The 25,415-nt window shown below is 65.5% G+C and carries 21 protein-coding genes and 1 pseudogene; 14 read left to right on the top strand and 8 right to left on the bottom strand.

Translation table 11 applies throughout. From position 1 onward, the window contains the following. Positions 1-102 precede the first annotated feature (102 nt). From HU763_RS13285 to HU763_RS13305, 5 genes are all read right to left on the bottom strand, one after another. The gene (locus HU763_RS13285; protein ID WP_186685675.1) at positions 103-1,638 is read right to left on the bottom strand and encodes a DHA2 family efflux MFS transporter permease subunit; all 1,536 of its coding nucleotides are present in this window, start codon (positions 1,636-1,638) and stop codon (positions 103-105) included. Then, the gene (locus tag HU763_RS13290) at positions 1,635-2,828 is read right to left on the bottom strand and encodes an HlyD/EmrA/EmrK family protein (protein ID WP_170030206.1); all 1,194 of its coding nucleotides are present in this window, start codon (positions 2,826-2,828) and stop codon (positions 1,635-1,637) included. The genes HU763_RS13285 and HU763_RS13290 overlap by 4 nt, the downstream gene beginning before the upstream one ends. A 30-nt stretch (positions 2,829-2,858) precedes the next feature. After that, the gene (locus HU763_RS13295) at positions 2,859-3,332 is read right to left on the bottom strand and encodes a MarR family winged helix-turn-helix transcriptional regulator (protein WP_170030207.1); all 474 of its coding nucleotides are present in this window, start codon (positions 3,330-3,332) and stop codon (positions 2,859-2,861) included. A gap of 219 nt (positions 3,333-3,551) precedes the next feature. Then, positions 3,552-4,184: a response regulator transcription factor gene (locus HU763_RS13300; RefSeq protein WP_186685674.1), complete on the bottom strand. Its 633-nt coding sequence runs from the start codon at positions 4,182-4,184 to the stop codon at positions 3,552-3,554. Between the two features lie 8 nt (positions 4,185-4,192). Continuing rightward, positions 4,193-5,599: a sensor histidine kinase gene (locus tag HU763_RS13305; protein ID WP_170030209.1), complete on the bottom strand. Its 1,407-nt coding sequence runs from the start codon at positions 5,597-5,599 to the stop codon at positions 4,193-4,195. Between the two features lie 194 nt (positions 5,600-5,793). On the opposite strand from HU763_RS13305, the gene HU763_RS13310 reads away from it, so the two are divergent. The 3 genes from HU763_RS13310 (at position 5,794) to HU763_RS13320 (ending at position 10,562) form a co-directional block, all read left to right on the top strand. Continuing rightward, on the top strand, positions 5,794-7,416 hold the full coding sequence (locus HU763_RS13310) for an acyl-CoA synthetase (protein ID WP_170030210.1): 1,623 nt from the start codon (positions 5,794-5,796) through the stop codon (positions 7,414-7,416). A gap of 133 nt (positions 7,417-7,549) precedes the next feature. Further along, on the top strand, positions 7,550-9,319 hold the full coding sequence (locus tag HU763_RS13315; protein ID WP_186685673.1) for an acyl-CoA dehydrogenase C-terminal domain-containing protein: 1,770 nt from the start codon (positions 7,550-7,552) through the stop codon (positions 9,317-9,319). Between the two features lie 235 nt (positions 9,320-9,554). Next, positions 9,555-10,562 carry a FecR family protein gene (locus HU763_RS13320; RefSeq protein WP_186685672.1) on the top strand — a complete coding sequence of 336 codons (1,008 nt, stop codon included), beginning with the start codon at positions 9,555-9,557 and terminating at the stop codon, positions 10,560-10,562. Positions 10,563-10,570: 8 nt separating this feature from the next. Here the strand turns inward: HU763_RS13320 and HU763_RS13325 are convergent, their stop codons facing one another. Next, positions 10,571-11,890 carry a Na+/H+ antiporter family protein gene (locus HU763_RS13325; protein WP_170030213.1) on the bottom strand — a complete coding sequence of 440 codons (1,320 nt, stop codon included), beginning with the start codon at positions 11,888-11,890 and terminating at the stop codon, positions 10,571-10,573. On the opposite strand from HU763_RS13325, the gene HU763_RS13330 reads away from it, so the two are divergent. The 9 genes and pseudogenes from HU763_RS13330 to HU763_RS13365 all read left to right on the top strand — a co-directional run bounded on the left by HU763_RS13330 (position 11,859) and on the right by HU763_RS13365 (position 20,072). Then, complete coding sequence (locus HU763_RS13330; protein ID WP_186685671.1) at positions 11,859-12,155, top strand: hypothetical protein; 297 nt, start codon at positions 11,859-11,861, stop codon at positions 12,153-12,155. The two genes, HU763_RS13325 and HU763_RS13330, sit on opposite strands and share 32 nt — an antisense overlap. A gap of 387 nt (positions 12,156-12,542) precedes the next feature. After that, a pseudogene (locus tag HU763_RS25070) lies at positions 12,543-13,508 on the top strand (methyl-accepting chemotaxis protein); the annotation flags it as partial. Between the two features lie 102 nt (positions 13,509-13,610). Continuing rightward, the gene (locus HU763_RS25075) at positions 13,611-14,366 is read left to right on the top strand and encodes a methyl-accepting chemotaxis protein (RefSeq protein ID WP_414707184.1); all 756 of its coding nucleotides are present in this window, start codon (positions 13,611-13,613) and stop codon (positions 14,364-14,366) included. A gap of 90 nt (positions 14,367-14,456) precedes the next feature. After that, positions 14,457-15,473 (top strand): ABC transporter substrate-binding protein, encoded by a 1,017-nt coding sequence (locus HU763_RS13340; RefSeq protein WP_186685669.1) that lies wholly within the window; start codon positions 14,457-14,459, stop codon positions 15,471-15,473. Positions 15,474-15,573: 100 nt separating this feature from the next. Continuing rightward, positions 15,574-16,437 carry a LysR family transcriptional regulator gene (locus HU763_RS13345; RefSeq protein WP_186685668.1) on the top strand — a complete coding sequence of 288 codons (864 nt, stop codon included), beginning with the start codon at positions 15,574-15,576 and terminating at the stop codon, positions 16,435-16,437. A gap of 240 nt (positions 16,438-16,677) precedes the next feature. Further along, the gene (locus HU763_RS13350; RefSeq protein ID WP_186685666.1) at positions 16,678-17,595 is read left to right on the top strand and encodes an AEC family transporter; all 918 of its coding nucleotides are present in this window, start codon (positions 16,678-16,680) and stop codon (positions 17,593-17,595) included. A 33-nt stretch (positions 17,596-17,628) separates the two neighbouring features. Beyond that, positions 17,629-18,234: a cell wall hydrolase gene (locus tag HU763_RS13355; RefSeq protein WP_186685663.1), complete on the top strand. Its 606-nt coding sequence runs from the start codon at positions 17,629-17,631 to the stop codon at positions 18,232-18,234. A 195-nt stretch (positions 18,235-18,429) separates the two neighbouring features. Then, a complete protein-coding gene (locus HU763_RS13360; RefSeq protein ID WP_186685661.1) occupies positions 18,430-19,281 on the top strand; it encodes a CAP domain-containing protein in 852 nt (283 codons plus the stop codon). A gap of 179 nt (positions 19,282-19,460) precedes the next feature. Beyond that, entirely contained in the window at positions 19,461-20,072 is a 612-nt protein-coding gene (locus HU763_RS13365) for a LysE family translocator (RefSeq protein WP_186685660.1), read from the top strand. Positions 20,073-20,106: 34 nt separating this feature from the next. Here HU763_RS13365 and HU763_RS13370 read toward each other — a convergent pair whose 3' ends face one another. Further along, positions 20,107-21,306 (bottom strand): MFS transporter, encoded by a 1,200-nt coding sequence (locus tag HU763_RS13370; RefSeq protein WP_186685659.1) that lies wholly within the window; start codon positions 21,304-21,306, stop codon positions 20,107-20,109. Between the two features lie 105 nt (positions 21,307-21,411). Next, entirely contained in the window at positions 21,412-22,317 is a 906-nt protein-coding gene (locus HU763_RS13375) for a LysR family transcriptional regulator (RefSeq protein WP_186685658.1), read from the bottom strand. Between the two features lie 117 nt (positions 22,318-22,434). Between HU763_RS13375 and HU763_RS13380 the strand changes: the two genes are divergently transcribed. Both HU763_RS13380 and HU763_RS13385 read left to right on the top strand, forming a co-directional pair. Then, a complete protein-coding gene (locus HU763_RS13380) occupies positions 22,435-22,785 on the top strand; it encodes a cupin domain-containing protein (protein WP_186685657.1) in 351 nt (116 codons plus the stop codon). A gap of 194 nt (positions 22,786-22,979) precedes the next feature. Then, on the top strand, positions 22,980-25,397 hold the full coding sequence (locus tag HU763_RS13385; RefSeq protein WP_186685656.1) for a glucose/quinate/shikimate family membrane-bound PQQ-dependent dehydrogenase: 2,418 nt from the start codon (positions 22,980-22,982) through the stop codon (positions 25,395-25,397). Positions 25,398-25,415: the final 18 nt, after the last annotated feature.

Here is a 25,415-nt window from a genome sequence, read left to right on the forward strand (position 1 = left end):
GTATGGGAATAGAACGCGGGGCCTGGCAGGTGCCTGTCTCGAGCGGTTGGCTGGCGCTCGATTGCGCCCCACCCAACACCCCAAGCCAGGCACCCGGACGCTTCAATGCCCCGCGGAAGCCGGCCCCGCCTTGGCGGTAAAGGGCGGCTTGGCAAACCACACCAGCAGGATCAACCCGGCAAATACCCAAGTCATCAGGGTGAAGTAATCCACCGTCGACATCATGTAGGCCTGGCCGTTCAGCATCTGCTCCAGCTGCGCATAGCTTTGCGGGCTGGCCCCGCCCAACTGCTCGAGGGTATGCCGCGTCGCCGGGTCGAACTGGCTGATGTGTTCACTCAGGTAGGCATGGTGCTGGTCCGCCCGACGAATCCAGATCCAGGTGGTCAACGACGCCGCAAAACTCCCGCCCAAGGTACGCAGGAAGGTTGCCAGCCCGGAGCCATCGGCAATCTGCTGCGGCGGCAGGTCGGATAGCAGGATGCTCAAGGTCGGCATGAAGAACAATGCCACGCCAATGCCCATGAACAGCTGCACCAACGCCACGTGCTGGAAGTCCACCTCATTGGTGAAGCCGGCACGCATGTAGCAGCTGGCGCCGATCGCCAGAAATGCCAGGCCCGCCAGCACACGCAGGTCGAAACGGTGTGCGTACTTGCCCACGAACGGCGACATGATCACCGGCAGCAGGCCGATCGGCGCCACCGCCAGGCCCGCCCAGGTGGCGGTATAGCCCATCTGCGTCTGCAACCACTGCGGCAGGATCAGGTTGATGCCGAAGAACCCCGCATAACCGCCGACCAGCACGAGGGTGCCAACCCGGAAGTTGCGGTGCACAAACAGGCGCAGGTTCACCACCGGGTGACGGTCGGTCAGCTCCCAGATCACGAACACCGTCAGGAACACCAGCGAAATCAGGCTGCCGGTGACGATGAACGACGATTCGAACCAGTCCAGGTCGTTGCCTTTGTCGAGCACCACCTGCAAGGCACCGACGCCAATGATCAGCGTCAGCAGGCCGATGTAGTCCATCGGCTGGCGGCTGGTGACCACCGGCCGGCTGCGCATCTGCTGGCGCACCACGGCGGCGGCGAACAGGCCGATGGGTACGTTGATGAAGAAAATCCACGGCCAGCTGTAGCTGTCGGTGATCCAGCCGCCGAGGATCGGCCCGGCAATCGGCGCCACCACGGTCACCATCGCCAGCAACGCCAGGGCCATCCCGCGCTTGGCCGGTGGGTACACCGCAATCAGCAATGTCTGGGTCATCGGGTACAAGGGCCCGGCCACCACCCCCTGCAGCACGCGAAAGCCAACCAGCTCCGGCATCGACTGGGCAATCCCGCACAGGAACGAGGCCAGCACGAACAGCAGTGTGGCCCAGATGAACAGCTTCACTTCGCCAAACCGCCGGCTGAGCCAGCCAGTGAGCGGCAAGGCAATGGCGTTGCTCACCGCGAACGAGGTAATGACCCAGGTACCCTGCTCGTAGCTGACCCCCAGGTTGCCGGAAATGGTCGGCAGGGCCACGTTGGCAATGGTGGTGTCGAGCACCTGCATGAACGTCGCCAGCGACAAGCCGATGGTGGTCAGCAGCAGGCTTGGCGGGGTGAACTGGGCCGCAGCAGTATTGCTCATCGCTGCGCCGTCTTGCCGGTTGCGCTGTTCTCGTGGATCAGCCGGGCGATCAGGTTGTCGGCTTCGACCAGCTGACGGTCATAGACCTGGGTGGTATAGCTGGCCTGCTGGGGTGGCTGCTGGGCCAGTGCCGGGCCGCTCTGGTCGTGCAGATCGACCTCGACCACGGTGGACAGGCCGATACGCAGCGGGTGTTGCTTGAGCTGGTCGGGGCTGAGATGAATGCGTACCGGCACCCGCTGAACGATCTTGATCCAGTTACCGGTGGCGTTCTGCGCCGGCAACAAGGCAAAGGCGCTGCCGGTGCCGGCGCCAAGGCTGTCGACCGTGCCGCTGTACTTGACCTCGCTGCCATACAGGTCGGCGCTGATCTGCACCGGCTGGCCAATGCGCATGTCGCGCAGTTGGGTTTCCTTGAAGTTGGCATCGATCCACACCTGGTCCAGTGGGATCACCGCCATGGTCGCGGTACCGGGCTGCAGGCGCTGGCCCAGCTGCACGGTACGCTTGGCAACGTAGCCGGTCACCGGTGCCACCAGGGTTGTACGGGCATGGTCGAGGTACGCCTGACGCAAGTCGGCGGCGGCAGCCATCACCTCGGGGTGCGAGGACACCACGGTGTCATCGACCAGCGCGCTGCTGGTGCTGAGCTGCTGGCGCGCGCTGTTGACGGCGGCCTGGGCCACGCTCAAGTCGTCGCGGGCGTGGGACAGCTCTTCTGCGGCAATGGCGCCGCTGTCGGCCAGCACCTTGCGCCGGTTGAAGTCCTGCTGGGCCTTGCGCAGTTCGGCCAGGCGGGTTTCCAGCTGGGCCTTGAGCGAGTCGACGTTGCTGTACAGGCCGCGCACCTGGCGCACGCTGCGCGCCAGCCTGGCTTCGGCGGACTGCAAGGCCACTTCGCTGTCGGCCGGATCGAACTGCAGCAGCACCTGGCCAGCATGCACCAGGTCGCCGTCATCGGCGCCGATACTGGTGACCGTGCCGCTGACCAAAGGGGTGATTTCCACCACGTTGCCGTTGACGTAGGCATCGTCGGTGCTTTCGTGCCAACGCCCGACCAGGCTGTACCAGGCCCAGGCGCCTGCGGCAGCCAGGATCACCAGCAACAACAGGCCAAGCAGCCAGGCCTTGCGCTTGCGCGAGGGCTCGGGCGTTGCGGAGGGAGACGGGGTGTCTGCGGAAGTGGCCATGACAGTACCTTGGATAATTCGTGACAGGGTTCAACGATCACCGAAGCGGCGGATCGTCAACGGGTCGCCGGCAGCGAGCAACACCTTGGCCAACAGGCCTTCCAGGGCTTTGAGCTCTTCGCCGTCGAGCGCGCCGCACAACTCGTTCATGGCGGCGGCGCCGATTTCCGGCAGCCGGTCGGCCAGGCGCTGGCCGTCGGCAGTCAAGGCCAGGCGCACCTGGCGACGGTCGTCGGCGCAACGGGTGCGCACGATCAGCTCCTTCTGCTCGAGGCGGTCGAGCATGCGCGTCATCGAACCGCTGTCCAGGCCCAGGTAGCGGCACAATTCGGCCGGGGTATCCACCTGGTACTGAGTGACGATGATCAGCACCTTGAACTGTGCGGCGGTGACGCCTTCGGATTCGAGGTGCCAGTCGAGGATGCGGTCCTTGAGGATTGCCGCACGGCCAAGCAGCATGCCGATGGCGCAGGTCTGGAAGTTGTCTGGGGTGAAATGGGCCATCAGCGACTGCTCGGGTAAGTGTGTAAAAATATTACTGCTTAGGCAGTGAATGTCAAAGCTTTGATTAGCAAGCTATGAAATATTTCATGATTTCGCCCGATTCGCGGCCTGTGCAGGAGCGGCCTTGCGTGGCGATGGGGCACAAAGTGGCCCCCAACAGTTTGTGCCGCAACACAGATCCAGGGCCGCTGCGCGGCCCATCGCGACGCAAGGCCGCTCCTACAAGGCTCGCAGGCCCAATGCCTGCACCGCCCCGCAGGCAATGGCAATACCGACCAGCTCGGCCAGGCTTTGCGCCTGCAAGCGCTTCATCACCCGGCCGCGGTACAAGTCCACGGTTTTCACGCTGACCCCCAGCCGTTCGGCAATCTCACGGTTGCTCAAACCCTGCGCCAACGGCACGAACACGTCGCGCTCGCGCGGCGTCAGGGCATCGACGCGCGCCTGCACCTGAGCCAGCGCCTGATCGTCCTGACGCGCCCGCCCGGCCTGGTCCAGCGCAGCCTGTACGCTGTCGAGCAGCAACTGATCGTTATACGGCTTTTCGATGAAATCGCAGGCGCCAGCCTTGAACGCCCGCACCACGATCGGCACATCGGCATGGCCACTGACGAAGATCACCGGCAGCGCCAGGCCGCGCTCGCGGATCGCCTGCTGCACCGCCAACCCACCCAACCCCGGCATGCGCACATCCAGCAGCACACAGGCCGGCCCGTCATCAACGCAGGCATCAAGAAACGCTTGCCCGCTGGCAAACGGCAGTGCCTGCAAACCTACCGACTGCAGCAACCACACCGTCGAATCCCGCATGCCCTGGTCGTCATCGACCACATACACTTTCGCTTGCACCACGCCTCCCCTCATCCCCTGCTGACCGCCAGGCGGCAGCACAACACCAGACCACCCTTGTCACCGGCCCGCGCCCACAGGCTGCCGCCAAAGCCTTCGATCAGGCTGCGGCTCATGCTCAAACCCAGGCCCAGGCCGTCGGCCTTGCTGGTGGTGAAAGGGGTAAAGATTTCATCCAGCCGCTCGGGGGCCACGCCCGGCCCCTGGTCGGCCACTTCTACCAGCACGCCGTCGCCATCGCGCGCAGCGCTCAGCAGGATACGCGACGGCCGCTCGCCGTGCTGCTCGCGGTTGGCATCAATGGCATTGCGCAGCAGGTTCAGCAGCACTTGCTCCAGCAGTACCCGGTCGGCGTACACCGAGGGCAGTTGCGCGCTCATGCGCAATTCGACCAGCACCTGGTCGCGCGCAGCTTCCCAGGCACACAGGCGCATGGCTTCACCGGCCACCTCGGCCACGTCCAGTGCCTGCAGGCGGCGCGGCCCTTTGCGCAGGAAGGCGCGCAGGCGGCGGATCACCTCGGCAGCATGGGTGGCCTGCTCGCTGATGCGCTGCAGGCCCTGCCCAACCCGCTCGCGCGCCTGCGGGTCGTGTGCCACAGCCTGCAGGTAACGCTGGCTGGCATTGGCATAGTTGACCACCGCGGCCAATGGCTGGTTGATCTCGTGGGCTATACCCGACGCCAGCTCGCCCAGGGTGGCCAAGCGGGCACTGTGCGCCAGGCTCTCCTGGGCCTCGATACGCAAGGTAATGTCGCGGGACACGCTGACCACCTCGACCACTGCGCCGGTATAGGTTTCGCGGATGGCCCGGCTGGCGATCTCGAACCAGCGGTAACCGCCTGCGGCCTGGCGCACCCGGCAGGTCATGGTGTGGTAGCCGTCCTGGTCGAGGGCAGCGGCGGCCTGGCGCAGCACCTGGCGACGTTCGCGCGGGTGCAGCAGGGTATGCACCGGCCTGCCACGCAATTGCTCGGGCCACAGCCCGAGCAGGCGGAAGGCCGCCGGCGAGGCATCGAGAAAACGGCCATCAGGGCTGTGCCTGGAGATCAGGTCGGTGGTGTTCTCGATGATCAACCGGTACAGGCGCCGGGCGCGGCTGGCCTCGCGCGCACCGTGGCGCTCGTCACTGGCGTCGCGGCAACGCGCCAGCACTTGCTGGCCCTGATCGTCGGGGATGAAGTTCCACAGCACGATGCGCTCGCCAACCTGTACCTCGACGTCGGCAATCGCCCGGTGCTGGCGCAGGCAGGCGCGCACCAGGGAGGCACAGTTGGCTGGCAGCCAGCTGGCCAGTGCGGGACCCTCATCAAGCCACGCCTGTAACGCCGGGTTGAGCGCCAGCGGCGTGGCATCGGCGCAGAGCATCAGGCTGGGCTGAGGGTCCTTGGCAAGCAAGGGGTAGGCGGTCTTGTCCAAAATGAGCGGCTCGTTGTTATAGTAGTTTTACTATATTGCTATAGTCGATATTCCTAATACCATAGCGACTCGCGTAAAACAGCGACAAGGGTAACGGCCCACCGTCCGTCACCCTGCACCCTGATCAGAGCTAACAATCAGCCACCGGGGGCCAAGCGCACTGGCTGCGCCTGCCTCCCCTACAGGATTACCGCATGTCGATCTATGCCCAGGGCCTGATGCCCGCTGCCGTCAACCATGTCGCCCTCACCCCGCTGAGTTTCATCGAACGCACCGCTGCCGTTTACGGCAATTATCCTGCGGTGGTCCACGGTGCCATCCGCCGCAACTGGCAGGAAACCTACCAGCGCTGCCGACGCCTGGCCAGCGCCCTGGCCGGCCGGGGTATCGGCCGCGGCGATACCGTGGCGGTGATGTTGCCGAACATTCCGGCCATGCTCGAGGCCCACTTCGGTGTGCCCATGACCGGCGCTGTGCTCAACACGCTGAATGTGCGCCTGGATGCCGAGGCCATCGCCTTCATGCTGCAGCATGGCGAGGCCAAGGTGCTGATTACCGACCGCGAGTTCCACACGGTCATCGAGGCTGCCCTGGCCCTGCTCGAACACCCGCCCCTGGTGGTGGATGTGGATGACCCCGAGTATGGCGAAGGCCGCGCGCTCAGCGAGCTCGACTACGAGGCCTTCCTCGCCGAAGGCGACCCGGAATTTGCCTGGGAATGGCCCGATGACGAGTGGCAGGCGATCTCGCTCAACTACACCTCCGGCACCACCGGCAACCCCAAGGGCGTGGTCTATCACCACCGTGGCGCCTACCTGAATGCCCTGGGCAACCAGATGACCTGGGCCATGGGCCACCGCCCGGTGTACCTGTGGACCCTGCCGATGTTCCACTGCAACGGCTGGTGCTACCCGTGGACCATCACCGCGCTGGCCGGTACCCACGTTTTCCTGCGCCGGGTCGACCCGCAGAAGATCCTCAACCTGATCCGCGAACACCAGGTCAGCCACTTGTGTGGCGCGCCGATCGTGCTCAACGCCCTGGTCAACATGCCCGAGGCGGCCAAGGCGGCCATCGACCACCCGGTGCAGGCCATGGTCGCCGGCGCCGCACCACCCGCCAAGGTGATCGGCGCCGTGGAGGAAATGGGCATCCAGGTGACCCACACCTACGGCCTGACCGAAGTCTACGGCCCGGTGACCGTGTGTGCCTGGCATGACGAATGGGACCAACTGGCGCTGGAAGAACGCGCGCGGATCAAGTCGCGCCAGGGCGTGCGCTACCCGACCCTCGACGGCTTGATGGTCGCCGACCCGCAGACCCTCGAGCCGGTACCGCGCGACGGCAACACCCTGGGCGAGATCTTCATGCGTGGCAACACCGTGATGAAGGGTTACCTGAAGAACCCCGAAGCGACCGCCGAAGCCTTCCGTGGCGGCTGGTTCCACACCGGTGACCTGGCCGTGTGGCATGCCGACGGCTATGTCGAGATCAAGGACCGGCTCAAGGACATCATCATTTCCGGCGGCGAAAACATCTCTACCATCGAGGTGGAAGACGCCCTGTACAAGCACCCGGCCGTGCTGGAAGCCGCAGTAGTGGCGCGCCCGGATGAAAAATGGGGGGAAACCCCGTGCGCCTTCGTTGCCCTCAAGCCGGGCCGCGAAGATACCCGCGAGGCCGACATCACCGGCTGGTGCCGCGAGCACCTGGCCGGGTTCAAGGTGCCGAAGACCGTGGTGTTCGGCGAATTGCCGAAGACCTCCACCGGCAAGATCCAGAAGTACGTGCTGCGCGACCGGGCCAAGGCCCTCTGAAGCCGCAGCTGCCTCATCGCCGGCAAGCCAGTTGCCACAGGGTTGATACAAGCCTCGAGCCTTGTGCAATGCCTGTGGCAGCTGGCCGGTGGTTGGGCCCGCACAGACAACCTCAATCTTCCAAGAGCACACGATGACCACCTACACCGCCCCCCTGCGCGACATGCGCTTCGTCCTGCATGATGTGTTCAACGCCCCCGCCTTGTGGGCCCGCCTGCCCGCCCTGGCCGAGCGCATCGACGCCGAAACCGCCGATGCCATCCTCGAGGAAGCAGCCAAGGTCACCGGCCAGCTGATCGCCCCGCTCAGCCGCAACGGCGACGAGCAGGGCGTGCATTTCGCGGCCGGCACCGTCACCACCCCCGATGGCTTCCGCGAGGCCTGGCACACCTACCGCGAAGGTGGCTGGGTCGGCCTGGGTGGCAACCCCGAGCATGGCGGCATGGGCATGCCGAAAATGCTCGGCGTGCTGTTCGAGGAAATGCTCTATGCCGCCGACTGCAGTTTCAGCCTGTATTCGGCGTTGAGCGCCGGCAGTTGCCTGGCGATCGATGCCCACGCCAGCGAAGCACTCAAGGCCACCTACCTGCCACCCCTCTACGCAGGCCGCTGGGCCGGCACCATGTGCCTCACCGAGCCTCATGCCGGCACCGACCTGGGGCTGATCCGCAGCCGCGCCGAGCCCCAGGCCGACGGCAGCTATCGCATCAGTGGCAGCAAGATCTTCATCACCGGCGGCGAGCAGGACCTGACCGAGAACATCATCCACCTGGTACTGGCCAAGCTGCCTGATGCGCCGGCCGGTGCCAAAGGCATCTCGCTGTTCCTGGTGCCCAAGTACCTGGTCGAGGCCGATGGCAGCCTGGGTAGGCGCAACCCCGCGCATTGCGGGTCGATCGAACACAAGATGGGCATCAAGGCCTCGGCCACCTGCGTGATGAACTTCGACGGTGCGGTCGGCTATCTGGTGGGTGAGCCGAACAAGGGCCTGGCCGCGATGTTCACCATGATGAACTACGAGCGCCTATCCATCGGCCTGCAGGGCATCGGCTGTGCCGAAGCGTCCTACCAGAGCGCCGCCCGCTATGCCAATGAACGCCTGCAAAGCCGCGCAGCCAGCGGCCCGCAAGCCAAGGACAAGGTGGCCGACCCGATCATCCAGCATGCTGATGTGCGGCGCATGCTGCTGACCATGCGCACCCTCACCGAGGGTGGCCGGGCGTTCGCCGCCTACGTTGGCCAACAGCTGGACCTGGCGCGCTACGCCGACGACGCCGGCGAACGCGAGCACGCCCAGCGCCTGGTGGCACTGCTGACGCCGGTGGCCAAGGCATTCTTCACCGACAACGGCCTGGAAAGCTGTGTGCTCGGCCAACAGGTGTATGGTGGCCATGGCTACATCCGTGAATGGGGCCAGGAGCAGCGCGTGCGCGACGTGCGCATCGCCCAGATCTATGAAGGTACCAACGGCATCCAGGCCCTCGACCTGCTCGGGCGCAAGGTGCTGGCCGACGGCGGCCAGGCACTGGCCAGCTTTGCTGCCGAGGTACGTGCCTTCAGCCTCGACGCGCCGCTGCACCGCGAAGCCCTGCAAGCGAGCCTGGCACGCCTGGAAGCAACCAGCGCCTGGCTGCGCTCGCGCGCTGGCGAGGAGCCCAACCTGGTCAGTGCCGTGGCGGTGGAATACCTGCAGCTGTTCGGGCTGACCGCGTATGCCTACATGTGGGCGCGGATGGCCGCGGTGGCGTTGGCCAAGCGTGACGAGGACGATGCGTTTCATGCGGCCAAGCTGGCCTGTGCGGAGTTCTACTTCCAGCGCGTCCTGCCGCGTGGCTTGGGCCTGGACGCGAGTATTCGTGCAGGGAGCGCCAGCCTTTATGGGATGACCGCCGGACAATTCTGATCGCCCCGCCCGCCCTCAGCGTCGGCAAGCCGGCTCCCACAGGCAGGCCCTGTAGGAGCCCGGCTTGCCGGCGGTGGCGACCAGGTGGAACGGGTTCCTGCCGCGAAGGGTTCTCAAACGCTGGAAAACCGTTGCCAATCCGACGAAAAACCGGCACAACAGAGAATCACTCGCCATTACCGCGGTTCTCCGGAGCCCTGCGCCAAGGGTAGAATGCGCAAAACCCGGAGCCGCAATGAACCACGACCGCCGCAACCCCAGCCCAGACGATGCCATCACCGACGCCGCCGCGCACTGGTGCATGCGCCTGCATGCCGAGGATTGCACGCTGGCCGAGCGCGAGGCGTTCAGCCGCTGGCTGGCGGCCGACCCGCAGCATGCCGAGGAATACCAGGCAATGCTGGAGATCTGGCACACCGCCGACCTGCTGCCACGCACCGCCACCGTCATCGATTTCAACGCGCCCGTTCAGCACCCGGCGCGCCCGCGTGGCTGGCGGCCATTCGCCTCTGCTGCCGCCATCGCCCTGGCAGTGCTGCCGCTGGCCGGCTGGCTGGGCTGGGAACAAGGCTGGCTGCCCAACCACTACCAGCACTTCGCCGCCGGCGAGCGCATGCAGACCGTGGAACTGAACGACGGCAGCACGGTGCAGCTCAACCTCAACACCGAGCTCACCTACCTGAACTACAAGGACCAGCGCCAGGTCACGCTCAAGCGTGGCGAGGCGTTCTTCAAGGTGCGCCACGACAGCAACCACCCCTTCATCGTGCATGCCGGCCGTGGCCAGACACGTGTCACCGGCACCCAGTTCAACGTGTGGAAGTACCAGGACCGGGTCAAGGTGACGTTGGTGGAGGGCTCGGTACTGGTCTCCAGCGACGGCAGCGACGGCGGCTACCGCCTCGGCCCGGGGATGCAGGCCAGCTATCGCCAGGGCGACTTCGAGCCGCAGCTGGCACAGAGCGACGATTACGGCAACAGCCTGGCCTGGCGTGACGGCAAGCTGGTGCTCGACAACCTGAGCCTGGAGCAGGCGCTGCCGATGATCAACCGCTACCTCGACGCGCCGTTGCTGCTGGCCGACGCCAGCACCGGCCGCATTCGTATCAGCGGCATCTACAACACCCGTGAGGTGGGGCGCCTGGTCAACAACCTGCCCAAGGTGCTGCCGGTCTACCTGACCCGCAGCAAGGATGGCAGCACTGTGCTCAACCGCATCTCGCCGCCACCCGGCAAGGGCTGACGCCTGCCCTACAGGGTCATCGCCGCCAGCCAGCCGAACGCCAGCAGCGGCAGGTTGTAGTGGATGAAAGTGGGTACCACGGTGTCCCAGATGTGGTGATGCTGGCCATCCACGTTGAGCCCCGAGGTCGGCCCCAGGGTCGAGTCCGAGGCCGGCGAACCCGCGTCGCCCAGGGCGCCGGCGGTACCCACGATGCACACCGTGGCCAGCGGGTCGAAGCCCAGTTGCACGCACAGCGGCACGAAGATCGCCGCCAGGATCGGTACCGTGGAGAAGGACGAGCCGATGCCCATGGTCACCAGCAAGCCCACCAGCAACATCAGCACCGCACCGACAGCCTTGCTGTGGTTGATCCACTGCGCCGACGCTTCCACCAGGCTCTTCACCTCGCCGGTGGCTTTCATCACGTCGGCAAAGCCCGAGGCGGCAATCATGATGAAGCCGATCATGGCCATCATCTTCATGCCTTCGGTGAACAGGTCGTCAGTGTCCTTCCAGCGCACGATGCCCGACAGCGAGAAGATCAGGAAGCCGACCATGGCACCGATGATCATCGAGTCCAGCCACAACTGGACAACAAACGCCGCAGCAATGGCCAGCCCGGCCACCAGCAGCGTCAGCGGGTTGTACTGCACGCTCACCTGCTCTACCTGCTCGATGCGCGCCAGGTCGTAGTCACGCTTCTTGCGGTAGCTGACGAACACTGCCAGCAACAGCCCGGCGAGCATGCCGGCGGCCGGGATGGCCATGGCATGGGTGACATTGACGCCGCTCACATCGACACCTGCGCGGGCGACGTTGGCCAGCAGGATCTCATTGAGGAAGATGTTGCCAAAACCCACCGGCAGGAACATGTACGGGGTGATCAGGCCGAAGGTGATGACGCAGGCGATCAACCGACGGTCGATGCGCAGGCGAGTCAGCACATACAGCAGCGGCGGCACCAGTAGCGGGATGAAGGCGATGTGGATGGGCAGGATGTTCTGCGACGACACCGCCACCACCAGCATCAGGCCGATCAGCAGCCATTTCACCTTGCCGCCATTGGCATGGCCCTGGCGCTCGATCATGCCCAGGGCACGGTCGGCCAGGGCATGCGCCAGGCCAGACTTGGCGATGGCCACGGCAAAGGCGCCCAGCAGTGCATAGGACAGGGCCACCGTGGCACCACCACCCAGGCCGCCGTTGAAGGCCTTGAGCGTCCCCTCGATACCCAGGCCACCGACCAGCCCACCGGCCAGGGCGCCAATGATCAGGGCGATGACCACGTGCACGCGGGACAGGCTGAGTATCAGCATGATGCCGACCGCGGCGATCACTGCATTCATGGTTGGCTTACCTCGTTGCGACAGAAAAAAAGCCGGCACTCTGAAGCAGTGGGCGACAGAAGTCAAAAGCGCCATGCTGCGGCAGATTACCAATGCCCGGCGCGATGCTTTGCAGGAGCGGCCTGGTGTCGCGATTGAGGCGCGGCGCGGCCCCAGCCATTCGTCTGCTGATGCTGAAATCCTGGGGCCGCGTTGCGGCCCTTTCGCGACACCAGGCCGCGCCTACAAGGGCCACGCGGGCCTGCAGGTTAAATTGAACGTTTGAATAAAGAAAAACCTGCGCTGGCCGACACAGACGTCAGCCACACTCCTATTACAAGGGACCCATCCCATGCCTTTGCGACAACTTTCCATCCAGTGGAAAATTACCCTGCTCGCCGGTCTCTGCCTGGCCGGCATCGTCACCCTGCTCGTCGGCCTGTCGCTGTACCGCATGGACCACAGCTCGGACCTGGTCAAGGCCAGCAGCATGCAGATGCTGACCGAGTCGGCACAGTCGCGCATCGAATCGCAAGGCGAGGTGCAGGCCTTGAACATCCGCCGCCAGTTCATGGACGCCTACCAGTACGGCGCTGGCTTCGCCCGCCAGGTGCTGTTCCTGCGTGAACAGGCCGAAAAGCGCTTTCTCGATGCCTTCGACCTGCGTGAGGACATGACCCGCCAGGTACGCGCCGCCTTGCAGGCCAACCCGGACCTGCTCGGCCTGTCGCTGGTATTCGAACCCAACGCGCTGGACAACAAGGACAGCCTGTTCGCCGGCAAGGCGGAACTGGGTAGCAACGCTACCGGGCGTTTCGCCCTGTACTGGTCGCAGCCGCGGGTCGGCCAGCTGACCTCCATGGCCCTGCCTGAAACCGACATGGCCAACACCGAGATCGGCCCCAGCGGCCAGCCGGCCAATACCTGGTGGGTCTGCCCGCGTACGTCCGGCAAGGTCTGTGTGGTGGAACCGTACTTCTATGACATCGATGGCCAGCAGGTCCTGATGACCAGCATCGTCTTCCCGCTGCGGGTAGACGGCAAGGTGATCGCCACCCTGTCCGTGGACATCAACCTCAACAGCCTGCAGGCCCTGAGCCAGGAGGCCAGCCGCAGCCTGTACGAAGGGCGCACCACGGTCGGTATCCTCAGCCCGGTCGGCCTGCTGGCCGGCTACAGCGCCGATGCCAGCAAGCTGGCCCAGCGCTTCGACCAGGTCGATACGGCCAAGGGCGCCGAACTGGTACGCACGCTGGCCGATGGCAAGTTGACCACCCTGCACGACCAGCAGCGCCTGAAAGTGCTGGCAGCGTTCCGCCCGATCCCGGATGCCCAGCCATGGGGCGTGTTGCTGGACGTGCCGGAAGATGCCCTGACCGGGCCGGCCGAGGCGCTGAAGCAGGAACTGGACGCGCTGAACACCAGCGGCACCCTGCTGGAGCTGGGCCTCGGCCTGGCCGCGGCAGTGGCCGGCCTGCTGATGGTGTGGCTGATGGCTCGCGGCGTGACCCGGCCGATCCTCGGCGTGGCGGCCATGCTCAAGGACATTGCCAGCGGCGAAGGCGACCTGACCCGCCGCCTGACCTACCAGAAGCGTGACGAACTGGGCGAATTGGCCGGCTGGTTCAACCGCTTCCTCGACAAGTTGCAGCCGACCATTGCCGAGGTCAAGAGCTCGGTGCAGGCCGCTCGCGGCACCGCCGACCAGTCCTCGGCAATTGCCACGCAGACCAGCGCTGGCATGGAGCAGCAGTATCGCCAGGTCGACCAGGTGGCCACCGCCTCGCACGAAATGAGCGCCACCGCCCAGGACGTTGCCCGCAGCGCCGCGCAGGCCGCCCAGGCCGCCCGCGACGCCGACCAGGCGACCCGCGAGGGCCTGGCGGTGATCGAGCGTACAACCACCAGCATCGATGCGCTGGCTGCCAACATGAGCGAAGCCATGGCCGAAGTCGAAGGCCTGGCGCAGAACAGCGAGAAGATCGGTTCGGTGCTGGAGGTGATCCGCTCGATCGCCGAACAGACCAACCTGCTGGCACTCAACGCCGCCATCGAGGCCGCCCGCGCCGGTGAGGCAGGACGTGGTTTTGCCGTGGTGGCCGACGAAGTGCGCAACCTGGCCCAGCGTACCCAGGAGTCGGTGGAAGAAACCCGCCAGGTGATCGAGGCGCTGCAGAACGGTACCCGTGAAGTGGTCGGGGCGATGGACAACAGCCACCGCCAGGCCCAGGGTGGTGTCGAGCAGGTTGGCCAGGCGGTCACTGCGCTGCAACGCATCGGCCAGGCGGTGACGGTGATTACCGACATGAACCTGCAGATTGCCTCGGCCGCCGAGGAACAGAGCGCCGTAGCCGAGGAAATCAACAGCAACGTGGCGACCATCCGCGACGTCACCGAATCGCTGTCGGGGCAGGCCAACGAATCGGCGCGGGTCAGCCAGTCGCTGAACAGCCTGGCCAACCAGCAGCAGGCGCTGATGGATCAGTTCCGCGTATGACCGCCGGCCCTGCCACCTCGTGGTTGCCGGGCACGCGGGCGGGTCGTCTACACTTGCCGCACCACTCAACGGCAACCGACGAGGGCCTGGATGAAGAAGATCCCAACACTGTTGGCCGGCCTGCTGCTCACCCTAGGCCTGGCCAGTACCGACAGTGCCGCCTCGGCTGAACGCAGCGAGCCCATCCACTTTGGCGCCATAGCCTGGGAAAGCGGCGCCCTGACCACCGAAATCCTGCGGCTGATCGTGGAGCGTGGCTATGGCTACCCCACCGACACCCTGCCCGGCAGCACAGTCAGCATGGAGGTGGCGCTGGCCCGTAACGACCTGCAGGTGATCGCCGAGGAATGGGCCGGGCGCAGCCCCGCATGGGTCAAGGCCGAGCAGGCCGGCCAGGTGTATGCCTTGGGCGATACCGTGAAAAACGCCGAGGAAGGCTGGTGGGTACCCGCCTATGTGATCGAAGGCGACGCTGCACGCAAGCTGAAGCCCATGGCACCCGAACTTCGCAGTGTCGAGGACCTCAAGCGCTACCCGCAGGTTTTCCGCGACCCGGAATCGCCCGGCAAAGGGCGCTTTCTGAACAGCCCCAGCGGCTGGACGTCGGAAACCGTCAACAGCCAGAAACTCAAGGCCTATGGCCTGGACACGCTGTACAGCAACTTCCGTACGGGCTCGGGAGCGGCGATGGATGCCGAGATCGGCTCGGCTATCCGCCGCGGCCAAGCCGTGCTGTTCTATTACTGGAACCCGACCCCATTGATGGGCCGCTATAAGCTCATACGCCTGGAAGAACCGCCGTTCGACGCCCAGGCCTGGGCCACCCTCACCGATCCCGGCAACCCCAACCCCAAGGGCAGCCGTTCGCTGCCGGCGAAATTGTCGATCGGGGTGTCCAAGGCGTTTCATCAACACTATCCGGAGCTGGTGAGCGTGTTCGAACAGGTCGAGTTGCCCATCGATCGGTTGAACAAGGCGCTGGCCGACATGAGCGAAAAGCGTACCCCACCCCGTGATGCCGCCCTCGCCTTCCTGCGCGATAACCGCCAAGTGTGGAAGGCCTGGCTGCCTGCGGACGTCGCCAGCAAGGTCGAGGCCAGCCTCTGAGCAGCGGCTGGCGCAGGCTTGGCCAGCAAGGTCCTGGCTTGCCGCCAACAGGGCCGCGCCTGACAATGCCACACCGACCGACCAGCCCGGACCCACCCGCATGTCTCTCAAAGCCCTGCGCACCTTGGTGACCATCGCCCGGCATGGCACCTTTGCCCGTGCCGCCGACCTGCTCAACCTCACGCCCTCGGCGGTGAGCCTGCACATCAAGATCCTCGAAGACGAACTGCAAGTGACACTGTTCGACCGCAGCCGCAGGCAGGTGGCGCTGACTGAGGCCGGCCAGTTGGCGGTAGCCCGCGCCGAGTCCATCCTGGCTGCCTATGACGAACTGGCCGATACCCTGGCCAGCGGCCCGAGCCTGCGCGGCCGCCTGCGCCTGGGGGCGATCCACACGGTGCTGGCGCGGCGCTTGCCGAAGGCACTGGTGTGGCTCAAGGCGCACCACCCACAGCTGCACATCAGCGTGGCATCGGGCATGTCGGCCGAACTGGCGCGACGCGTGGAAGATGGCGAGCTCGATGCAGCGATTACCACCGAACCGGTCAGCCCCTACCCGCAGAGCCTGGACTACACGCCCTTGTTCGAGGACCGCTTCTGGGCCATCGCCAGCGCCGAGCTGGCCGGGCACAGTGTGGCGCAGTTGCTGGCCAGCCAGCCCTTCCTGCGCTTCGACAAGCGTGCCTGGGCCGGCCGACAGATCGAGCAGGAACTGCGCCGCCAGCACCTGCAGGTGAGTGAACAGATGGAACTGGATAGCCAGGAAGCCCTGGCGCGCATGGCGGTGATGGGCCTGGGTGTGGCGATCGTGCCCATGGCCGATGAAGACCTTGCCCGCCTGCCAGCAGCGACCTGCCTGCCGTTTGGCGAACCGCAGCTGACCCGGCGGGTGGTCTTGCTGGAGCATCAGAAAAGCCAACGGCGGCACTTGAGTGCTGTGCTGAAGACTGCGTTGGATGCTTAAGTTACGGGTGACCGCCAGGTGCAGGGGCGGCCTTTTGTCGTGAAAGAACCGTAAAAAGGTGGTGGCGAAGATGAAGCGCTGGGGGGCGCTTCGCACCCCTTTCGCGACGCAAGGCCGCTTACACACTCAGTGGCTGGGCGAATATGCATTTTTGCTCAACGGTCAATGAAGAAAACAACGTTTTTATAAATCAAACAGCCTCCGTAATCTTGCCCGGTACCCGACCACGGAACGCTGACCATGCTCCACTTGCTGCTGACCACCCTGCTACCGATCATCCTGCTGATTGCCTTGGGCGCGTTCCTGCGGCGGCGTGGCTTTCTCGCAGAAAGCTTCTGGCCTGGCGCCGAGCGCCTGAGCTACTACGTGCTGTTGCCGTCGCTGTTTCTGCACGGCCTGGCCAGCGCCAACCTCGATGGCGTACCGGTGCTCGGCATGGTCGGCGTGCTGATGCTTTCGACCTTGGCCGGGGCCGTGCTGCTGGTACTGTACCAGGGCGCAATGAACCACGATGGTGCCGACTTCACGTCAGTGTTCCAAGGCGGTATCCGCTTCAACAACTACATCGGCGCCACCCTGGCAGCGGGCATCTACGGCAGCGCTGGCATCGCCCTGGCCGCGGTGGCCAACGCCGCCATCGTGCCCCTGGTCAACCTGCTTTGCGTGCTGGTGTTCGCCCGCTTCAGCGCCCGCCATAGCTCAACCACCACGGTATTGCGGGCGATCTTCGCCAACCCCCTGATCGTCGGTTGCGCTGGCGGCTTGCTGCTGCGCGCCAGTGGGCTGGGCTTGCCGGCGGGTATCGAGCCCACCGTCAAGGCGCTGGGCCAGGCGGCCCTGCCGCTGGGCCTGCTCTGTGTCGGCGCCGCCCTTGGCGGCGCCAGCCTGGGCCAGCAGCTGCGCCCGTTGCTGGCCGCATCGGCGTTCAAGTTCTTGATCATGCCACTGACGACCTGGGGCCTGTGTCGCTTGCTGGGCCTGGGTGGCCAGGCGGCAGTGGTGGCAGTGTTGTTCCAGGCGCTGCCCACGGCGTCCTCTTCCTATGTGATGGCCCGGCAGATGGGCGGTAACGCACCGCTGATGGCGGCCATCATCGCGTTGCAGACCGTGGCAGCCGCTGCAACGTTGCCCTTGGTACTGATGCTTGCGCTTGACTAGACTGTGAACCACCTCACGGTTCGGAGCCCGCTCATGCGCCTGTTCTGGATACTGACCGGCCTGGCCCTGCTCTCAGGCCCACTGGACGCGGCCGACCCCGCCAAGGCAGCGATCGCCGAAGACAAGGCCGCGCGGCTCGAGGACAAGGTGGTAAACGACGCGCCACCGCCAAAGAAGGCAGAAACCCTTACCCCGGCGGAAGCGCAGGCCGTGGACCCGGCGGGCCAGGCAGCACTGGATGACAGCATCACCTGCCTGGCCCGGACCGTTTACTGGGAGGCCAAGGGCGCCGACGCCGAAGACATGGCTGCCGTGGCCAGCGTGGTGCTCAATCGTCTGGGCAGCGAGGGCTTCCCGGACACCATCTGCGGCGTGGTCAAGCAGGGTGTCGAGAGCAAGGCCTGCCAGTTCTCCTGGTGGTGCGACGGACGCCCTGACCAAGTCGAGGAACCGCAGCGTTATGGCATTGCCAAGGAGATCGCGCGCAAGGCGCTCAACCAGCAATTGAAGGACACCACCGGCGGGGCGTTGTACTTTCATGACCGCAACGTCCGCCCGGACTGGGCCAAAGCCTATCGCAGGACAGCTCAGACCCGGCATTTTCTCTTCTACAAGCCCAACCAGGCACTGGCCCGCTGACACTCGCCCAGGCTGGTCACGGGTAATGCGACGCCTGATCGCACTTTTTCGCCGGTGGCAGGTCTACTCCCTCTTTTGCCGCCAGCAACGATTGCCGGCGTTTTCATTGCTTTGCACGATCCCGGGCCAAAAGCCCCGGGCTTGTGTAGGATGAGCAGCGCAAACCACGACGCTGCCAGTCATAGGGAGATCCACATGCGCGTCCTGTCATCCGTTGCCGCCTTGTCGCTGGCCCTGGTCGTCTCGACCGGGGCACTGGCTGCCACCGGCGAAGAGGCGCAACTGATCGATTCGATCAATACCTACCGCAGCAAGGCCCAGCCCTGCGGTGGCGAAGCGTCGCTGGAGCTGCCGCCGCTCAACAGCGATACCCGCCTGGCGTTGTCGCCAGAAGGCACCCGCGACTTGCAGCAGGCGATGACCCGCGCCGCTTACCCCATGGTCAATGTGCAGGCCATCAGCCTGTCGGGGCCGCGCGATGCACGCGCCGCCATGCATGCCATCGAAGAGAGCTTCTGCCAGGTGGTGCTCGACCCGCAGTTCGTCGATATCGGCGTCAGCCAGGAAGGCCGCGAGTGGCGTATCGTGCTGGCCAGGCCGCTGCTCAGTGGCCGCCTGGGCGACTGGCAGGCCGAAGGGCAGAAAGTGCTGCAGGAAATCAATGCTGCGCGCAAAGTGCCGCGCCAGTGCGGAGGCCAACCCTTTGCCGCGGCACCGGCGCTGAGCTGGAGCGGCGTGCTGGCCGGCGTCGCCGCCAACCACACCCGGGCCATGGCCAACCAGAACTTCTTCGACCATATCGACAAGGATGGCCGTACCCCCGGTGACCGGGCCGAACTGGCCGGCTACCTGTACCGGCAGATCGGTGAAAACATCGCTGCAGGGCGTGACACTGCGCACAAGGTGGTCGATGGCTGGCTGGACAGCCCGGGGCATTGCGCCACGCTGATGAACCCGGACTTCCGCGAACTGGGGGCTGCCTACGCGGTGGATCCGAAGAGCGATGCGGGCATCTACTGGACGGGAGTGTTCGGGGCCCCGCAATGAGGCAGGCGGAGATAGCCTGGTTTCAGCCGTTCGGCATGAGGGGCTCAGCTCACATCGTTGTATCCCTCCATGGTCGCGAATACCGGCAGAGCCCGTGCCATTCTCCACGTCGCCTGCTTCGCGGATAAATCCGCTCCTACAATTGGCGCTATTTTCTTCTCAACGAGGCTCATCCCGCCATGGCACTCGACACCTGGCTGATCTACCTGCTGGCCAGCATCGGCCTGTCGCTGACCCCGGGCCCCAACAGCCTGCTGGCCCTGAGCCACGGCGCCTTGTACGGCGCACGACGGACGTTGTTCACCATCATCGGTGGGGTGTTCGGCTTCAGCGCCCTGATCGCCCTGGCCATGTTCGGCCTCAGCGCGTTGCTGCAGGCCTCGGCCTCGGTATTGAACGTGCTCAAGTGGGTGGGGGGTGCCTACCTGATCTGGCTGGGAATCCAGCTGTGGCGCAGCCCGGGCTTGCACCTTGAGTTGACCGGGCAAAGCGCCCGGCTGGGCAATGCCAGCCTGTTCCGCCAGGGCCTACTGTCGGCCATGGCCAACCCCAAGGTGTTGTTGTTCTATGGTGCGTTCCTGCCGCAATTCATCGACCCGCAGCGTGGGCTGTTCGCGCAGTTCGTGGTCATGGCGGCGACCTTTGCCAGCGTCGAGTTTCTGGTCGAATACCTGTTGGCCCGCCTGGCGTTTCGCATCCGCCCCTGGCTGGCCAAGGGCGGCAAAGGCTTCAACCGCTGCTGTGGCAGCCTGTTCGCCCTGATCGGCGTGGCGCTGCCGCTTGGGCGATGAGCCAGGCAACTTGCGCAGCAGCGCGCGTCGTTCTTCAGTTGCGGCGGGCCTTGGCCAGGAAAATGACCAAGGCTACACCCGGTAACCCAGCCCCTACCCACGCCACACCCTGCCAGCCGAACTGGCTGAACACTGCGCTGGCGACCGCCGAGCCCAGCGCTCCACCAAGGAAGATGCTGGTCATGTACACCGCGTTGAGCCGCCCGCGGCTGGCCGGGTCCAGTGCGTACACCTCGCGCTGGCCGATCACCATGTTCATCTGCACGGCGAAATCCAGCAACACCCCGGTAAGCCCCAGGCCAATCACGCTGTAGCCCGGCGCCGTCAGCCCCAGCAGCAGGGCCGTCGGCGCCAGCAGCAGCGCCAGCAGCGAGCCAGCCCGGGCATGCCCGGCATCGGCCAGGCGACCGGCCAGCGGGGCGGCAACGGCACCCACCGCGCCGACCAGGGCAAACACCGCGATCTGGCTCTGTGACAAGCCATGTTCACCGGCCAGGGCCATTGGCACCGCGGTCCAGTACAGGCTGAACGCCGCGAACATCAACGCCTGGTACAGCGAGCGCTGGCGCAGCAAGGGGTAACGGCGCAGCAGCGTCAGCAGCGACAGCATCAAGCCGGCATAGCTGGCCTTGTGTTCGGGGCGGCGCTGCGGCAAGGTCAACGCCAGCAACAGGATGATCGCCAGCATGACCGCGGCGGCGCCGATGAACACTGCACGCCAGCCAAAGTGGTCGGCCACCAGGCTCGACAACGGCCGGGCCAGCAGGATGCCCAGCAACAGGCCGCCCATGATGTTGCCGACCACGCGTCCACGCTGCTGCTCCGGCGCCAGGTGCGCCGCCAGCGGAATGAGCATCTGCACCGCTACCGAACTGAAACCGATCAGTAGCGCATAGCTCAGGAACAGCTGGCCCTGGCCACTGCTGCTGGTGCCTGCCAGCAGCAGGCTGATTCCGGCCAGCACCGCCGTGGCCACCATCAGCCGGCGATTTTCCAGCAGGTCGGCCAGCGGCACCAGCAGCAACAGGCCCAAGGCATAGCCCAGTTGGGTGAGCGAGACGATCAGGCTGGCATGTTCGGTGGACAGCCCAAGGTCCGGGGCGATCAGCCCGACGATGGGCTGGGCATAGTAGATGTTGGCGACAATCGCGCCACAGCAGAACGCCAGCAGTGCGACCAGGGCTCGGCTCAGGCCGGTGGCTGCCGGCTGCGCGGCGGCAAGGGAGGGATTCATGCGAGGTTCCTCGGCAACGGATGGAATATGCCGATCACCTTACCCAGCGGCGTCGGCAGCGGGAATCCGGCGCTGGCGCAATGGGCTTTTGCGTGTTGCGCAACGCTAGGCGCGCTGTGCCAGTACCGTTTCGCAAAAGTGAATGAACGCGTTCACCCGCCTGGAGCCACGGTGGTTGGGCAGGTACAGGGCATTGATGCTGTCGTTGGCCGCCCCAGGGCTGGCCCGCCAATCAGGGAACAGCCGCTGCAGGCGCCCGGCTGCCACGTCCTCGCGCACCAACCAGTCGGCCAGCAGTGCAATGCCGCTGCCGGCCAATGCGGTCTCGCGCAGCAGGTCGGCATTGGCGCTGCGCAACGGCCCGCTCACTTCCAGCTCCAGGCTCTCCTGCGCCCGGGTCAGGCGCCAGGAGCGGCCTTTCTGGCCATAGCGAAAGCGCAGGCAGGCGTGCTCAAGCAACTGCCGGGGATGCTGCAGCGCATCACGCCCGGCCAGGTAGGCCGGGCTGGCCACCAGCCAGCGCTCGAAGCGGCCCAGCTGGCGACACACCAGCTCATCGTTGGGCGAAGGGTCACCCAGGCGGATCGACAGGTCGTAGCGGCCATCGAGCAGGTCATCGAGGCGGTCGCTGAGGTCGATGTCCAGTTCCAGTGCCGGGTGCTGCGCCAGGAACGGCCCCAGGTGCGGGGCGATGACGCGCCTGCCGAACTCCACCGGCAAGCACAGGCGCAGCACGCCGACCGGCTCCTCGCCACGGTCGGCGACGCTGGCATCGGCCTCGTCCAACGCTTCGAAAATACCCCGGGCGCGCTCGTAATAACGCGCGCCGGCCTCGGTCAGGCTGACCTGGCGGGTCGAGCGGTTGAGCAAGGTGGCGCCCAACGCGGCTTCCAGGGCATCGACCAGGCGCGTCACCGACGAGGTCGCCAGCCCAAGCCTGCGCGCGGCAGCCGAAAAGCCCTGGGCATCGACGGTGGCCACGAACATTTTCATCGCCAGGAGTTTGTCCATTTGCTGCCCGCCTTCCAAATCTCGGAAAGTTCTTACAAACGACCGGGCGGGTCAAGAAGCGCGGCAATTGGAAATCGCGTCCATAGTGGAAGCAGTCCCCTTCGAGCGAGGCATTCCATGACATTGCACAACCTCCTGACCGACCTGCCCCCTTGCGCCGCCACCAGCGCTGAACGTGTCGACGAGCTGCTCAGCCGCCCGGGCGTACGCGTGGAACGCATCGTCTCCACTGGCCAGGCCAGCCCACCCGGGTTCTGGTACGACCAGGCCGAAGGCGAATGGGTAATCCTGCTCAGCGGTGCCGCGGGCCTGCGCTTCGAGCATGAACAGCACACCCGCCTGCTGGCAGCGGGCGATTGCCTGGACATCCCGCCACATTACCGCCATCGCGTGGAATGGACTGCCCCCGGCACAGCGACGATCTGGCTTGCGGTTTTCTACGGCAGTGGCAGTCCGTGGCCGACGTAACCAGACGACTTGCCGATGTCTGTGCTGTATGTACAGCTTTTCTCTCGTCATGTTCGCCACCTTATCCATGCTTTTAGCAGCACCCAGGCCAGTTCAACCCTGCGACAATCAGCCTCACAAAATTATGTACCAACTTGTTAATTAGCAAGCTAAGCGTTTAGACTGCGCGTATTCCACCTGCTGAGATCCCTGGCATGAAAGCAATACCGCGCGCTTCCGGCGCCACACACATCATCCTGGTCGGCCTGGGCGTGATCATCGCCCTGCTTGGCCTCCTCCTGGCGGCGGGCGGCGTCAAGCTGGCCGGCCTGGGCGGTTCCTGGTACTTCCTGATCGGCGGCCTGGCCATGGCCATTGCCGGTGTTCTCATCGCATGTCGCAAGCCGGCGGGGGCCTGGCTGTACGCGGCGTTCCTGGTGGGTACCGCGATCTGGGCCCTGGCCGACGCCGGCCTGGTATTCTGGCCGCTGTTCTCGCGCCTGTTCATGTTCGGCGCCATCGGCCTGGTGGTGGCGCTGGTCTACCCGCTGCTGGCACGTACCAGCGGCGCCAGCAGCGGCCGTGGTGCCTATGGCGTGGCCGCTGTCATGGCCGTTGCGCTGGTCATCGCCGTTGGCAACATGTTCGTTGCCCACCCCACTGTCGCACCTGCCGGCAAGGGCCCGGGCATGACCCCGGTCGAAGCCGGCAAGCAGCAGAAGGACTGGGCTCACTACGGCAACACCGAAGGCGGCAGCCGCTTCGCCGCGCTGGACCAGATCAATCGCGACAACGTCAGCAAGCTCCAGGTGGCCTGGACCTACCACACCGGTGACGTGGCCATCAGCGACGGCAACGGTGCCGAGGACCAGCTCACCCCGCTGCAGGTTGGCAACAAGGTGTTCATCTGCACCCCGCACAACAACCTGATCGCGCTTGACGCCGACTCCGGCAAGGAACTGTGGAAGAACCAGATCAACGCCCAGTCCAAGGTCTGGCAACGCTGCCGTGGCATGGCCTATTTCGACGCCAGCGCGCCGATCACCCAGCCAACCCAGCCGAACAGCACGCCGGTCACCGTCGGTAGCGTGCCGGCCGGTGCCAACTGCCAGCGTCGCCTGCTGACCAACACCATCGATGGCCGCCTGATCGCCGTAGACGCCGACACCGGCGAGTTCTGCCGGGGCTTCGGCAACAACGGCCAGGTCAACCTGATGGCCGGCCTGGGCAACGTACCGGACTCCTACTACCAGCTGTCCTCTGCACCGCTGATGGCCGGCACCACGGTGGTGGTCGGCGGGCGTATCGCCGATAACGTGCAGACCGACATGCCTGGCGGCGTGATCCGTGGTTTCGACGTGTTCAGCGGTGAAATGCGCTGGGCCTTCGACCCGGGCAACCCGGAAGACCGACGCGCGCCACAGGGCGACAAGACCTACGTGCGCAGCACCCCGAACAGCTGGGCACCGATGTCCTACGACCCGGCGATGAACACCGTATTCCTGCCGATGGGCTCGTCGTCCACCGATATCTACGGCGTCGAACGCACCCGCCTGGACCACACCTACGGCGCTTCGGTGCTGGCCCTGGACGCCACCACCGGCAACCAGAAGTGGGTGTTCCAGACCGTGCACAACGACCTGTGGGACTTCGACCTGCCGATGCAGCCGAGCCTGATCGACTTCACCAAGGATGACGGCCAGTCGGTACCGGCGGTAGTCATCGGCACCAAGGCCGGGCAGATCTACGTGCTCGACCGCGCCACCGGCAAGCCGCTGACCCAGGTCGACGAAGTGCCGGTCAAGCCCGGCAACATTCCCAACGAACCCTATTCCCCGACCCAGCCGAAGTCGGTGGGCATGCCGCAGATCGGCGCACAGACACTGACCGAATCCGACATGTGGGGCGCCACCCCGTATGACCAGCTGCTGTGCCGTATCGACTTCAAGAAGATGCGTTATGACGGCCTGTACACCGCACCAGGCACCGACCTGGCGCTGAGCTTCCCGGGATCGCTGGGCGGCATGAACTGGGGCAGCATTTCCACCGACCCGGTGCATGGTTTCATCTTCGTCAATGACATGCGCCTGGGCCTGTGGATCCAGATGATTCCGTCGCAGAACAAGGGCGGTGCGGCCTCCGGCGGTGAGGCCCTGAACACCGGCATGGGCGCCGTACCACTCAAGGGCACCCCGTATGCGGTGAACAAGAACCGCTTCCTCTCGGTAGCCGGTATTCCGTGCCAGGCGCCACCATTCGGCACCCTGACCGCCATCGACATGAAAACCCGCCAGGTGGCCTGGCAGGTGCCGGTCGGTACCGTCGAAGACACCGGCCCGCTCGGCATCCGCATGCACCTGCCGATCAAGATCGGCCTGCCGACCCTCGGCGGCACCCTGTCGACCCAAGGCGGCCTGGTGTTCATCGCCGGCACCCAGGACTTCTACCTGCGTGCCTACGACAGCAGCAACGGCGACGAGATCTGGAAAGCCCGCCTGCCCGTGGGCAGCCAGGGCGGCCCGATGACCTATGTCTCGCCGAAAACCGGCAAGCAGTACGTGGTGGTCACTGCTGGCGGCGCGCGCCAGTCGACTGACCGTGGCGACTACGTGATGGCTTACGCGCTGCCGTAACACCGCGTCGCCTGCTTC

The organism is Pseudomonas anuradhapurensis, from assembly GCF_014269225.2.
Lineage (GTDB): Bacteria > Pseudomonadota > Gammaproteobacteria > Pseudomonadales > Pseudomonadaceae > Aquipseudomonas > Aquipseudomonas anuradhapurensis.